14 protein-coding genes are annotated in these 13387 nt (G+C 53.3%); 7 read left to right on the top strand and 7 right to left on the bottom strand.

The window, feature by feature from the left end:
- Window positions 1–137: 137 nt before the first annotated feature.
- The 3 genes from AC2FH8_RS11675 to AC2FH8_RS11665 form a co-directional block, all read right to left on the bottom strand.
- Window positions 138–647: a MaoC family dehydratase gene (locus AC2FH8_RS11675; RefSeq protein WP_496689831.1), complete on the bottom strand. Its 510-nt coding sequence runs from the start codon at window positions 645–647 to the stop codon at window positions 138–140.
- 66 nt (window positions 648–713) lie between these two features.
- Window positions 714–1505 carry a class I SAM-dependent methyltransferase gene (locus AC2FH8_RS11670; RefSeq protein ID WP_496689830.1) on the bottom strand — a complete coding sequence of 264 codons (792 nt, stop codon included), beginning with the start codon at window positions 1503–1505 and terminating at the stop codon, window positions 714–716.
- A 64-nt stretch (window positions 1506–1569) separates the two neighbouring features.
- Entirely contained in the window at window positions 1570–2490 is a 921-nt protein-coding gene (locus AC2FH8_RS11665; protein WP_496689829.1) for a sulfurtransferase, read from the bottom strand.
- A 266-nt stretch (window positions 2491–2756) separates the two neighbouring features.
- Between AC2FH8_RS11665 and AC2FH8_RS11660 the strand changes: the two genes are divergently transcribed.
- The 3 genes from AC2FH8_RS11660 to AC2FH8_RS11650 all read left to right on the top strand — a co-directional run bounded on the left by AC2FH8_RS11660 (window position 2757) and on the right by AC2FH8_RS11650 (window position 6650).
- Window positions 2757–4037 (top strand): tetratricopeptide repeat protein, encoded by a 1281-nt coding sequence (locus AC2FH8_RS11660; protein WP_142639585.1) that lies wholly within the window; start codon window positions 2757–2759, stop codon window positions 4035–4037.
- 384 nt (window positions 4038–4421) lie between these two features.
- Window positions 4422–6068 (top strand): tetratricopeptide repeat protein, encoded by a 1647-nt coding sequence (locus AC2FH8_RS11655; protein WP_282027846.1) that lies wholly within the window; start codon window positions 4422–4424, stop codon window positions 6066–6068.
- Between the two features lie 186 nt (window positions 6069–6254).
- On the top strand, window positions 6255–6650 hold the full coding sequence (locus AC2FH8_RS11650; RefSeq protein WP_496689828.1) for a rhodanese-like domain-containing protein: 396 nt from the start codon (window positions 6255–6257) through the stop codon (window positions 6648–6650).
- A gap of 59 nt (window positions 6651–6709) precedes the next feature.
- On the opposite strand, the gene AC2FH8_RS11645 is transcribed toward AC2FH8_RS11650, so the two are convergent.
- Window positions 6710–7582, bottom strand: a complete 873-nt coding sequence (locus AC2FH8_RS11645) for a LysR family transcriptional regulator (protein ID WP_496689827.1) — start codon at window positions 7580–7582, stop codon at window positions 6710–6712.
- Between the two features lie 183 nt (window positions 7583–7765).
- Between AC2FH8_RS11645 and AC2FH8_RS11640 the strand changes: the two genes are divergently transcribed.
- A complete protein-coding gene (locus AC2FH8_RS11640; RefSeq protein ID WP_496689826.1) occupies window positions 7766–8176 on the top strand; it encodes a GFA family protein in 411 nt (136 codons plus the stop codon).
- Window positions 8177–8207: 31 nt separating this feature from the next.
- Complete coding sequence (locus tag AC2FH8_RS11635; RefSeq protein WP_496689825.1) at window positions 8208–8402, top strand: DUF1059 domain-containing protein; 195 nt, start codon at window positions 8208–8210, stop codon at window positions 8400–8402.
- A 241-nt stretch (window positions 8403–8643) separates the two neighbouring features.
- Here AC2FH8_RS11635 and AC2FH8_RS11630 read toward each other — a convergent pair whose 3' ends face one another.
- Genes AC2FH8_RS11630 through AC2FH8_RS11620 form a run of 3 tightly spaced genes read right to left on the bottom strand, consistent with a single transcriptional unit; the run spans window position 8644 to window position 11434 of the window.
- The gene (locus AC2FH8_RS11630) at window positions 8644–9321 is read right to left on the bottom strand and encodes a GntR family transcriptional regulator (protein WP_142639574.1); all 678 of its coding nucleotides are present in this window, start codon (window positions 9319–9321) and stop codon (window positions 8644–8646) included.
- A complete protein-coding gene (locus tag AC2FH8_RS11625; protein WP_142639572.1) occupies window positions 9318–10349 on the bottom strand; it encodes a Gfo/Idh/MocA family protein in 1032 nt (343 codons plus the stop codon). Before AC2FH8_RS11625 ends, AC2FH8_RS11630 begins: the two co-directional genes overlap by 4 nt.
- Entirely contained in the window at window positions 10346–11434 is a 1089-nt protein-coding gene (locus AC2FH8_RS11620; RefSeq protein ID WP_281973680.1) for an isocitrate/isopropylmalate dehydrogenase family protein, read from the bottom strand. Before AC2FH8_RS11620 ends, AC2FH8_RS11625 begins: the two co-directional genes overlap by 4 nt.
- A gap of 135 nt (window positions 11435–11569) precedes the next feature.
- Here AC2FH8_RS11620 and AC2FH8_RS11615 point away from each other — a divergent pair, with 135 nt between their 5' ends.
- Window positions 11570–12577, top strand: a complete 1008-nt coding sequence (locus AC2FH8_RS11615) for a Bug family tripartite tricarboxylate transporter substrate binding protein (protein ID WP_281973681.1) — start codon at window positions 11570–11572, stop codon at window positions 12575–12577.
- A 57-nt stretch (window positions 12578–12634) separates the two neighbouring features.
- Window positions 12635–13384, top strand: a complete 750-nt coding sequence (locus tag AC2FH8_RS11610; RefSeq protein ID WP_496689824.1) for a hypothetical protein — start codon at window positions 12635–12637, stop codon at window positions 13382–13384.
- The last annotated feature ends 3 nt before the right edge of the window (window positions 13385–13387 follow it).

Here is a 13387-nt window from a genome sequence, read left to right as displayed (position 1 = left end):
ACGCGAACAAGCTAGTTTGCATGTACGCCACGACCGCAATTGCGAATAGAAGCCTTATGTGGCGAGCCCAAGGATACTCTTGAAGATGACAAAGGGAGGTCGAATTGATCGCCGCGCCCAAGTCGCTGCAAACCGCCTTAACTCCGACATGCCATCACATGGTGCATGACCAGGTTAAGAACTTCAACATCGTTCTGGTTAAATGTCTGGTATCGGAATTTGACCGTTCCCCGGTCTGGCTTCGAACGTGATGGTGTAATTGCCTCAACCGTGACGCGCACGCTGATCGTGTCACCGGAATACACCGGAGCCAGCCACCGTACCTCGTCCATACCATGTCCACCCAGATTGGTGCCGGTAAGTACACCAGTGTCGCGGAACAACCTGAAAGTAAGCGCTATTGTTTGAAATCCACTGGCGATGAGACCGCCGAAAATCGACTTTGCAGCAGCCACTTTGTTAACGTGGAAGGGCTGCGGGTCATGAACCAGTGCGAAGTCAACAATCGCTCCCTCGGTCAGCGTAACGCCACCGGTTTCGAAAGTTTCGCCAACCGACAAATCGTCGATGTATTTTCCGCTGGCCATGGCAAAAGTATAGTTTGATGCACACTCTACCGTCAACGCGGAGCCACGCTCGGCAGCCACTAATGCCGCATTGTCATTCGACTATGGCAAAGATCGTAATTGAGAACTGAGCCAGTGGTCGTTGACCTATGCCGCGGCGACAAAAAGGTGCGCTTCTTGCGGTACGTGCAATACGCCTTCATTGTCATATCTAGACAAAACGTCTGCAACCTCTTCCACGACCTTGTTGGTGACGTCATCACCTGCATCCCTAAGATCAGTTTCGATTGGCAGCGCCATGATTTGCGCACGAAGGTCAATAAATCTTCGCTCTAGTACCAATGGCTCGTGACGAGCTATCTTAAAGCCTGCATCGACCAACAAGTTCGAAATGAGGTCCCCATCTCGAAACGAAAAAGGCGCTCTGGCCTTGACTGCGGCATCTGTTCCAACATGCTGTTCGAGAGCTTTTGCAAGTGCTCCATTGAAGGGCGACACAGCGCGCCAACATGTCAAAAATAGCTGACCGTCATTGCGCAAGATCCTATGAACTTCTTTCAACGCGGCGGATTTGTCGGGGAAGAACTGAAGCCCCTGTTGTATGAAGGCATAGTCAAACGTAGCGTCTCCGAAAGGTAACTCGGTTACATCTGCTGCATACCACTCGAGCACATGACGACAATCCAGCTGATTGGACTGCGCGACCTCAATCATGGTTTCGTTCAGATCTACGCCAACAACCCGGCCTTCGCCCGTCAGTTTCCTTGCAATCTCTCGCGTCAAAGCCCCGGTGCCGCATGCAATGTCGATAACACAAGTGCCGCTTCGAAGCTGAACCTTCTGCATTGTTGCTTCAGCCAATGGGCCGAACATCGCAGGCACACTATGGTTGTTGTACTTCTGCGCAGCTTCTTTGGTCAGCCGGAAATTGTCCGTCATCAAAAATATCCTCCTAGCAACGCGTCAATAATTGGATCACCCAAAGTGACCCAAAATCGTAGTCTCACGAGGTTTCAACCGGAAGGCTCTCATCGGCGCTCCATTCAGCCCAGGAACCATCATAGAGGCGCGACTTGTCGAACCCCATGTGGCGAAGCGCAAGGAGACCGCAAGAGGCGGCAATACCGCGACCGCAATACGCGATAACCTCGTCGTCGGTTTGAATTCCCTTGTCCTGATAGTGCTGAAGGAGGCGGAGGCGATCCGCCAACCTGAATGAGCCTCGTTCCTTTAGTTTCGCTGCCCGCTCAGCAATGGGTGTGTGTGCCAAATCCGGATCGATGTTCGATATCGCCGGTATGTTAACTGCACCGGGGATATGTCCCGAGCGACCTCCCCATGTGTGAACACCGTCGCCTCGGAAGAGGTCGTTTGGCAGAAAGTCCACAACTCTGACCTCAGGCCTTCCTATCGCGTCCAGAACGTCAGTTTTGCTGGCAATCCAATTGCTCTGCACCTTGGGAGCGAAGTCGCCAGGCTCAACGGATGGATCGCCAGTTTCAGTGGGTCGACCTTCGAGTTTCCATTGCTGCAAGCCGCCGTCCAAGACCTGCGCGTTTTTATGGCCATAGTGCGAAAGTGCCCACCAAAGACGCGCTGAAGCCAACGGAAGCCCGGAATCATCGTAGACCAAGACATGACTGTCGTTGGAAACACCCAACTCGCGCATCTTTTTCCCAAAATCCTCTGGCCCGAGCATCATATCGGGAACGTTCTGATTGCTGTCTGCAAGCTCCGTCGACATGCCTACATACACGGCGCCGGGAATGTGCTCGGCTTGGAACTCGCTCCTATCGTCATAGGCCAAGCCTTTGCCGTTTTCCTCCCTAAACTTCCAGCGAACATCAATGATGCGTAGTTTCGGGTCAGTCAGGTTATCTGCCAACCAAGCCGTATCAATGAGCGGGCGAGTTTGGGTTGTCATACCTACGTTCTCCTCTAACCGGACGCGGGCCGGGCCGTATGGAATAATCCCCAAAATTGCTTTCGGAGTCCAATTTTAGGAAATTGGGATTTGATGAAGCAACTATGGTTTGATTGGCATTTCGATGATTTCATGAGACTTCTGAAAGAAACGGATGCTGAAATCAGGGCGCCTCGCAACGTCGATTTCCTTTGACTCGTTTATGGCTAGGCATGCTCATATAGCTCACTGACGGACAGGTTTGGTACAGATAGTGGAAGGTTTGGATGCTTGAAGATCGGTACGGAAGCCCGCTAACGACCACATCACAAGCTGCGCGAGACGCCTACGTTGAAGGCATCGATCGTTTTCTGGGTGCTTTTGATGATGTTGAAGAAGCTTACCGTTCTGCAATGCAGGCAGATGATAGTTTTGCCATGCCCCATGTTGGGCTTGCGCGATACCTTGTTACCGTCGGGCGTGGACAAGATGCAAAGCGTGAAATAGCCGTCGCAAAGGAACTGTCGCATGGCGTCAGCTCGCGCGAAGCCGCCCAGATCGACATTATCAGCGATCTCATTGAGGGGCGTGCACCGCAGGCTTACAGGCGCATCCGGGATCACGTCGCTGACCATCCACGAGATATTTTGCTTGCTCAGACCTGTACCAGCGTATTTGGCTTAATAGGGTTTTCAGGTCAGGCTGGACGCGAGGCGGAGCAGCTTGCGTACACGACCATGTTAAAGCCACACTATGGCGACGACTGGTGGTTTCTCTGTCAGCATGCATTTGCCCAGATGGAGGCCGGACAGATTGGCCCGGCCGCGGAAAACATCGAGTGCGCACTTGAGTTGAAGCCAGACAGCGCACACACTGCACATGTCAGGGCCCATCTCTACTATGAGAACGGTGAGACGGACGCTGGCTACGCTTATCTGCGCGAGTTTTGGCAAGACTATCCCTCCACAGCGTATCTGCACTGCCATCTCAGTTGGCACGTCGCTCTGTGGGCGCTTGAGAGCGGCGATGTGGCGGGTATGTGGAAGCTGTTCGATGATTATGTTTCCCCCGACCGACCTCCTGCGCCACCACTGAACGTTCTGACTGATAGTGTGGCAATTGTTCACCGCGCCTTTTTGGCTGGCGAGCAAATTCCCCAGGAGCGTTGGCAACAACTCAGCGACTATGCTGTTGAGTTCTTTCCTTCACCTGGCTTGGCTTTTGCGGATGTTCACGCTGCTCTTGCGCATGCGATGGCTGGAAACAGAGAGCGTCTGGAATCAACCATTGACGGCGCAAAGGGACCCGCAGGCCCCACCGTTGTTTCTGTCGCAGGCGCATTCCGTGCGTTGGCGGATGGAAATGCGGATGAAGCGATTGAGAAGTTCGTAAGTGTCATGTCTGAGCACGAACGCCTTGGTGGTAGCCGGGCGCAACGCGACATTATTGAGTTTTCATTGGCGCATGCGCTGGCAATTTCGGGACAATCGAATGAAGCTCAACGCATTCTCAACATGCATCGACCGCATACCTCTCACGACCATGCAGTTGCCACGCTCGAAGAATAGGGTCCCCCGTATTTTTGACGCCCGCAATGAGCGCAAATTACAGGTTTTCAACGCCACTTTGAACGGAAGCTGTCGCACGACGCTACTAGGTCCCAAAAGTGTTAGTTGGCGGAAAAGAACAATCTGACTGCTGACATCAGCTTTCTCAAATGCCCGTCTTAGGTGTGCAAGCGGTGATTGTGGTCTTGTCGGCGGGCTACTGTGGAGGGATTGGACCGTCCGTCACTCACGCGGCCGACAAGTTTATCAGTTGCCAAGAAGAGTGCTTCGATCAAATGGGGCTCATATAAGTCGGGTCTATGCCTTAGGTCGGCTTTGATGTAGCCAGTATCGAGAAACAGCCCATTGTGGTAAACTTCTCCCTTTAATTAGGGGGTTATTGTGATGGAATACTATGATCTCGGTCGCTACAGCCGAAAGATCACAACCTCGTCGGACGAAGCCCAGCTTTGGTTTGATCGTGGTTTGGCTTGGACTTACGCGTACAACCACGAAGAAGCGATTGTATGCTTTCAGAATGCCGTGGCTGCGGATCCAAATTGCGCAATGGCGCACTGGGGCATCGCGTATTGTATTGGGCCGAACTACAACAAGCCCTGGGAAACATTCGAAGAAGACGAGAAGCCTGACTGTATCGCCTTGGCGAAAGCGTCAATCGAGGCTGCTGCGTCGTTAAAGGACCGGCTGACGCCTGTTGAACGCGCGCTAATCGATGCCATTCCAGAGCGTTATCCATCCTCGTCGGATATTGAGGATTTCAGCCCGTGGAATGACGCCTTCGCTGATGCGATGCGAAAGGTTCACACCGAATTCGATCAGGACCTGGACGTGTCTGCGATTCTGGCCGAGTCGCTCATGAACCGGACACCCTGGCAGCTTTGGGATTTGCCGACCGGAAAGCCCGCCGAAGGGGCCGATACGCTCGAGGCAATATCCGTGCTCGAAAATGCGTTCGATACACTTTCCGGAGCATGGGAGCACGCAGGACTATTGCACATGTACATTCACCTTATGGAAATGTCGCCCCACCCCGAACGGGCACTGCGTCAGGGCGATGTGCTCAGCACGCTGGTGCCCGAGGCCGGGCATTTGTTGCACATGCCGACCCATATCGACGTGTTGTGCGGAGACTATATGAACGTGGTACTGCGCAATCACAAAGCCATATTGGCAGATCGCAAGTTTCTGAAGCGCGAAGGCCCTGACAATTTCTATTCCGTCTATCGGTGCCACAACTATCACTTTAAAATATACGGTGCGATGTTCTTGGGGCAACCATCGGCAGCAATCGAAGCTGCCGATGAGCTGATCGACACCTTGCCGTCAGACACTCTTCGGCCTATGGCGGACTGGTTTGAAGGCTTCATTCCAATGAAGCAACATGTGCTGATCAGGTTTGGTCTCTGGCAGGATATTCTCGATCAGGATCTGCCAGAGGATGAAGAGCTTTACAGCGTGACCATTGCCATGATGCGGTATGCAAGGACGGTTGCCTTGGCCAACCTACACAGGGTCGCCGAAGCCGAGAGTGAAAAAGCCAAGTTCTATGATGCTCTGGCCAGAGTTCCTGAGACCCGAATGCTGTTCAACAACACATGCCGGGACATTCTGAAGGTCGCTGAGCAAATGATGCTGGGTGAGTTGGCCTATCACGCAGGAGAGCACGAAACGGCCTTTGACCACCTGCGAAAGTCAGTCGAGATCGACGACAACTTGCCATACGACGAGCCTTGGGGCTGGATGCAACCCACCCGTCATGCGCTGGGTGCTCTTCTTCTTGAGCAGGGCCAGATGGAGGAAGCCGAAGCTGTTTACCGTGCAGACCTTGGCCTGGATGCAACGCTTAGCCGGGCCTGTCAGCATCCGGGCAACGTCTGGAGCCTGCATGGCTTGCACGAATGTCTCACCCGGCGCGGTGAAACGGTCGAAGCCGCCCACATTAAGCCACAACTGGACAAGGCCACTGCTCGCGCCGAGGTGCCGATCAAGGCATCGTGTTATTGCAGGCAGAAGGCTTTGGCCGCCCAGTAATCACTGATCAACAGCAATGGCCGGGGTATTTGCGAGGCCCGCTTCTGCCGTTGACCGGGACTTATTTAACTTCGTTGATGGCAACAGTCTGGACGACGACAAGACTGCCAAGCATCGCTTCGGTGCCGATTTGCGGTAAATCAGCCGCATGGTAGCATAGCGCAGGATTTGCAGTCGGGGGGCAATATGGTCTTAACATTCGCACAAATGGAAGCTCAGGAAATATCCAAAGCAAATCCGATTTCAGCAACTGACGCGCTGGCAGTACTGATCGAAGACCCCAACGCACTTGTAGTGGACGTGAGGGATAGCGCTGAAATGGCGGCTACAGGTATCAGCCCTAGAGCAATTCCGGCTCCTGGTCGCGCCGTCGCTTGGATGGCAGACCTTGAAAGTGAATACAGATCTCAAGAGTTACAGGATCGTGGAAGGCGAATTTTCACCACTTGTGGCGGAGCTCCAAGCTACCGAGGCGCGGCAGCGGCAAATGTATTGACAGCGATGGGTTCTCAAAACGTGCAGTTCATCGATGGAGGGATGGCGGCTCTGATCGCTGCTGGCTCCTCCACAGAGCAGCCTTAAGAAACGGCGAAACCAACGGTCTTGAGCAAACAGAGCAGGGGGGGGGAATTAGATACGTCTCAGCTTCCAGAGTTGTGTCTCGATACGACTTGCGACTGAGATATAAGCCAGTTGACGAACACCTTAGCCTCGGGACGCTGAAATTCTGCTTGAGTCTGGATGTAATAGACGCCGAAGAGTGGCTCAGAGAACAACTCAATCATCCGACCAGATGACAGATCGTCCTCAAAAAAAGCTCTGGCAGAATACGTGATACCGTCACCCCGGCGAACCGCAGTCATGATCAGGTTCCCAGGCATGTGATTTATGGTCAATGGCTCGGCAGGAACAACCCCGTGATAGGTGAACCAGTCAGCCGCCTCGTTTGTGCCTAGTTCCTGCAACCAGGGCAGTTTCGTTAAAGAGGCCGGGTCACGCAGATCTTGGCCTTCCACCAGTGAAGGTGCTCCGATCACGACCATGTCGGATACAAGGACAGTATCCTCTTCTTTTCTTGACATGCGTCTATCGTGATACCGAATGGCGACATCGATACCACCTGGCTTTATCTGAACCAGTTCAGAAGTTGGGTTCAGCATCAAAGTGATCTCTGGATGTTGTTGTTGAAACTCTGCCATTCTCGGCAATAGCCACTCCACCGCGAATGCTGGTGACATGGTCACTTGAACGGGACGGTGTGCTGCATGTTCCGCCAGTCGTTCGACACCCCTTCCGATAATTTCAAAGCCGATACCCAGTTCACGTGAAAGAATGATGCCTGGCTCTGTCAATTCAATGCTGCGCCCACGTCTGGCAACGAGAGCTACACCCAAATGTCTTTCCAACGATTTCACCTGCTGGCTGACAGCCGCTTGGGTCACGTTCAAGCGTTCAGCTGCCACGGTGTAACTCCCTGCTTCCGCAACTGCTGAGAAAGCGCGCAAAGCGTTCATCGGGGGAAGGTGCAACCAATCCATACTGTAGATTTTCTAATGCTTGGTTAAACTATTTGAGTCGCATGATATCGGTTTTCTTGACAATATTCATATCGAAATCTGTTTATAAGCTCCAAGAAAAATAGGTATAGGCATCATCATGGATGTCAGCCTAGCCGCATGCCAGGAGATCTTCATACGATGGAAAAACTTCAAGGTGGATGCTACTGTGGTGCGGTTCGATATCAGATCGCGACACCACCTGTCTGGTCGGGACATTGCCATTGTCGTTCATGCCAATTGGCCCTTGGCGGCGCCTTTGTAACTTGGGCTAAGGTAGCCGCCGAAGACTTCGCCGTTATCAAAGGCGAAATCCAACACATTGAGAAAACTCCGGGTATTCGCCGCGGGTTTTGTCGGGACTGTGGAACGACGTTGACCTATGCCGCCCTAAATGAAATTGAGGGCCAAGACTGGAGCGCTGACGCTTGGTTTTCTGCTGTAACGTTGGACGACCCATCGATTGCGAAACCCAAGGCCCACGTCTTCGTGTCACATCAGCAGCCATGGATAAAACTCGACGACGGTCTGCCGACGTTTCTTGAGTTCTAACCAACTTTCCGAGCGCACGGAGGAGAAAGCGATGATCACTGCATACTCATATGCCTGCAAGGATTGCGAGGGCATGGAGGCCTGCCCAGGTAAAGTGGTTGCAGCGACTAAGGACGAAGTATGGAAACTCATGGAACTGCACGCGGTAGTCGCCCATGGAGAAGATCCTAGTTCGTGGGACGCCGATACTCGAGAATATCTGGAAACACTGATAAAGCCCGCGTGATCAAATAAATTAGGCTTCAAATTCCTGCGGATACGCGCCACAGTTCACATCGCCAGCAATTCCTGATGAATTGCGACCATTGCCCAGGTGTCGCGCGTGCAATACGCCACAAGATCAGCATATACCTTAGGGCTGCAGCCGGACGCACCTGCGGACTGCCGTTGAAGACAAGTATTCGGAGCGCCTTTAATGCCGAAAATAGGCAGTTATTTTAGGTGATTAACGACCGGATACGAGAAGATCAGAGGCTGTTGAGCCGATGCTTTTCGAGTATCCCGCAAAGCATAGCCTGTGCTTGCAGCCTGTGTTCTCGATGACGTTCACGGGCGGCATCTGGACGACCTTCACTGATCGCTTGAAAAACAACCCGGTGATCTTCATTAGATTTAACGGGCAGGGGCCTGATGAACAACGTCGTTGCGCGCGCGCGACGTACCTGGTCGCTCATCATGGCGACAATCGCTTCGACTCGTTTGTTGCCGCCTAACCGAACGAGCTCCTGGTGAAACAACTCGTCGGCCTCGGCCCAGGCTTCAAGGTCTTCGGCTTCGATGGCTTGGTCCATCTTTGCAATTGATCCGGCAAGTACCGCCAGTTCATCTTCGCAGTAGCCCGCTTCGGCAGCGCGCTGTGCTGCGAGACTCTCGAGTTCCGTTAGGATGTCGTAGATTTCGCGCATATCATCTGATGAAACAGGCAGTATCCGAACGCCCTTTCGGGGCCGCATTTCAAGCAACCCTTTACTTTCCAACATCAGCGCAGCTTCCCGTATCGGGGTGCGGGACATGCCAAGGGTTTCGGCGAGTTCCGATTCCAGATGATCAGTTCCGGCCGCAAGTTCGCCGGACAGGATCATCTGTCGCAAATCCCTGACAGCGCGTTGTGTATTAGAAAGAGTTTTTGCGTCCTGATCCTTCACGGGGTCTCCAGGTTGATTTTTCGTCCTTCCGCAGCTGAGAGATAGATATTCTCTTCAATGCGGATCACATCCAAATATTCTCGGGCCGTGTTTTCCAGCGGCGTGCCCCGTAGAAGGCCCGAAATGACGTGACTTTGCAAGGCGTGGACGCAGTCTCCTCCAAATCCATCATGATCGCTTGGAGGTAGAATCTGCTGTCGCTCCTGTTTTCCAAAACCGCGGAGTTCTACTGAACCATCGCCATTAAGAACCAGTGATCCTTCCGTTCCTTCGATGAGCGCTTCGCCCATGGTCTGACGCAGGTTTTTGGCGCTGTGGTCAAGGCATCTGTTGCCATCGAACAGAGCATTCAAACCGTTTGGGTGGTCAAACAGGATGAAACCTGCATCCTCGCCCGCGATAACGGGGTTAATTTGGCGCAAGTCCGCATAAACGGCGCTTGGCGCATCGAATAGAAACCGGAACGTGTCTACCCAGTGAACCGCTGTTTCATGAACCAGGAAACGCGGCATTTCCTGAAAGTACGGCTGCCGGTCAAGGTAGGCTCGTGGTCCCTGTCCGTCGCCGGGCCGAAGCCGGAAAGTAGCTTGGAGAGGTGTACCAATTCGACCCTCGGTCATCGCCACCTTGATCGCACGATACCAGGGCTGAAAGCGAAAATTCTCATGCACGACAATAGTTGCACCTACCGCCTCAGCCTCTGAAACAATCTTCTCAGCTTCATCCAGAGATAAGCAAAATGGCTTTTGGCAGATCAGCCACTTGATACCAAACCGCAATGCCGAGCGGATTGCCTCGGCCTGCGCCACAGGCGGAAGGATGATGTCCACGAGATCTGGTTTTTCCGCCTCCAACATTCTTGACAGATCATCGTAAGCGGCCAGTCCTGTTTCTTTCGCCTTGTTGATATCACGGTTGCAGGATGCAATCGGAACCGCTCCGGGCATTCGGGACCAGCTTTCGTAGTGGAACCTGCTGAAATACCCCGCACCCACACACGCGACACTGATGGCTTGTTGAGTATTCATGTCCGCATTGCTTCCAATACCGATGCGGCGGCACCCTTCGTTCCGGCCGTTCCACCTAGGTCACGGGTCAGGTTCTGTCCGTTCGCCGTCACCTTTTCCACGGCTTCACGCAATCGTTCGCCGTCGCTGGACAGGTCTGGATGATCATGGGTGAACCCCAACCATTCAAGCATCATTGCTGCGGACAGGATCATCGCAAAAGGGTTTGCAATACCCTGTCCCGCAATGTCCGGGGCGGAACCATGGCAGGGTTGGAATACAGCGTGATTCAACCCGATATCCGCTGATGGCGCCAGTCCTAGACCACCCATGAGACCCGCACCAAGGTCTGAGAGGATGTCTCCGAACATGTTCTCAGTGACCAAAACGTCAAATTCCCAAGGCTTTTGAACCATCCATAGAGCGGTGGCATCAACATAGGCATGGTCAGCTTTCAAATCGGGATGGCGTGCGGCCTCCATGTCAAAGATAGATCTGAAGAATGCAAAGGCCCTGAAAACATTGGCTTTGTCGACACATGTAACCCGTCCTTGGCCGCGACCGGATGCCTTGCGGTTCTTGGCGAGTTCAAACGCGAAACGGAACAGTTTTTCGGACACCTCACGAGTGATCAGCAGAGTTTCACGTGCTTCGTGTTCAGTAACTTCGCCAGCGCCTTGGGTGAAGAACAGTCCTTCTGTGCTTTCGCGTATCAAGACAAAGTCGATCTCTTTTCCGGGGGGCAGCGTCAAGGGGGTCATTTGTCCGCTGCTTACCTTTACTGGTCGTACACCAGCGAAAAGTCCCAGTTGCTTTCGCAGATCAATCTGAGGTGAAATCTCGGTTCCGTCAGGATATCGAACATCCGGCAAGCCCATTGCAGACAGCAGAATTGCGTCAGCATTGCGTGCAGTTTCGAGTGATCCAGCCGGAAACGAATCTCCAGTTTTGGCGTAGTGGCCTGCGCCTGCTGGTGCGTATGTAAACGCCAGCTCGTAGCTGGGATTGTTGCCCGAAAGCTGGCGCAGGATTTCAAGCGTAGGGGCCATAATTTCAGGGCCGATTCCGTCCCCGTGGAACACTGCCACATCATAACTTTTCTTCATCTTAGCCCGCTTCCTTCCCGTTTCGCATTCATAGCGCGATTGCAGCTCTCACTACAGTCCGTTGACAACGCATTCTTTAATGTATACGCAAATAAATGCAATAATAAACGCAAAGTTGTTTGGGAGGATTTGGAAATGAAACTAAAGCTAGGGCGGTTGGCGGCCGCAGCCGTGATGGCGACCGGGATTACAGGGGCAGCTGCTGCGCAGGATTATCCCTATCGTGATATCACCACAGCTGTGGTCTGGGGGGCCGGTGGTGGCACGGACACGATCAACCGAATGATCATGGCCGAGATGGAAAAACATCTTCCGGTCTCGATCAATGTGATCAATCAAACAGGTGGTGTCGCAGGCTCCAACGGTATGGTTTACGTGATGAACCAACCAGACGATGGCTATACATTGGTTGGTCTGTCAGAGTCGAACGTCACCGCTGCTGTGCAGGGTGGTTGGGATAAGAAATTTGATTTTTGGTATCCGTTCATTGTTGGTGGATCACCTGATCTGATCTCGGTCCCGGCGGACAGCCCTTACAATACTCTGGAAGAACTAGTCGACGCTGCGAAAGCAGCTCCTGGCACTATTCCTGCGGCGGCTTCCGGCGCAGGTTCGATCCACCACTTGAATCTTCTGGCAATCGAAAAAGGGGCCGGTGCAGAATTCAAGTTTGTTCCATACAAAGGCTCAGCGCCCGGTCAGGAAGCTGCGATAGCGGGCGAAGTCGCGTTGGTTGTGACGTCACTGGCTGAACAGGCTCCGTTGATTGAAGGCGGTCAACTTAAACCGCTCGCGATGTTGACGCCCGAAGATGCGCAGATTGCAGGGGCAACAGTGCCTTCTGCCTTCGGCATCTATGACGGTCTCGATCAGTATTTGCCGCTCAAACAGGCCATCGGGTTTGCAGTTCACAGCTCAGCCGGGGACGATGTAAAGGCCGCGCTTGGTGATGCCTTCGAGCAAGCTATTGCCTCCGACACCGTCGCCGAATGGGCCTCTGCAAACAATTATGATGTCGGTGGTCAACACGGTGAAGAAGCTCAAGAACTGTTTGCGAACCTCGAGGCTACTTTTGCCTATACCTTGCAAGACCTTGGCGCTGCCACAGTGGATCCGGCCTCGCTGGGTATCGAGCAGCCCTAATCCGATCAATTTTGAAGGGGCGCGCTTGATCGCGCCCTTTCCCTCAGGAGGCAGGCAATGGACAAACCTGACGAAACACTGGTCATGCGGTCGCGCGACTTTTGGGCAGCAATTGTTCTTATAACAGTGTCCGTCTTTTTTCTTTGGAAGACATCGGACATTCCACTTTGGGGCGAAAACCGCGCAGGTGTAAGTGGATCCGATTGGTACAACTCGGCCGCAATTGTACCGCTGTTCATCTTCGGTGGATTGCTTGGCTTGTCCTTCGTTTTGCTTGCTATTTCAATCCGCTCAGGTGGTGCCCAAAACGCGCTTAGTGCTTTGGGCATCGGATGGGATAAGTCGGAAGCCTATCGAGCTTCTACAATAGGCCTGATCCTTCTTGCATATGTCGTCGGACTGGTTCCCAGAGTGGACTTCATTCTGTGTTCTGGGTTGCTAATTACAGCTCTGACTTACGGCTACTACGGGGGTCATGCGCGGCGTGCTTTGGTGGCCTGTAGCGCGGTTGTCTCTGCCGGGCTATTTGCGTTTGCTGTATTTCCCGCGCAGGCGGACTGGAACGCACACAGTGATGATTGGTTTACACTGGCCTTATGGGTCTCGCTCACACTTGTGGTGTTGAGCAAGGCGGTTTCCGAACGCGTTTTGCGATTCGTTCCGTTGGTGGCAGTACTTGCCCCGTTCATTCTGGTTTGCGCGATGGCCTTTGTTTTCCGACAGAACGTGCCCGCGCGCGGCGGGCTGATCTTCGAGCAAATCGAATACCACTACTACGTGACGCTTCGTCCGCTATGGAAAGATTGACCG

It is taken from the genome of Ruegeria sp. CDSC025 (assembly GCF_059610805.1).
This window is presented reverse-complemented; position numbering and strand designations above follow the sequence as displayed.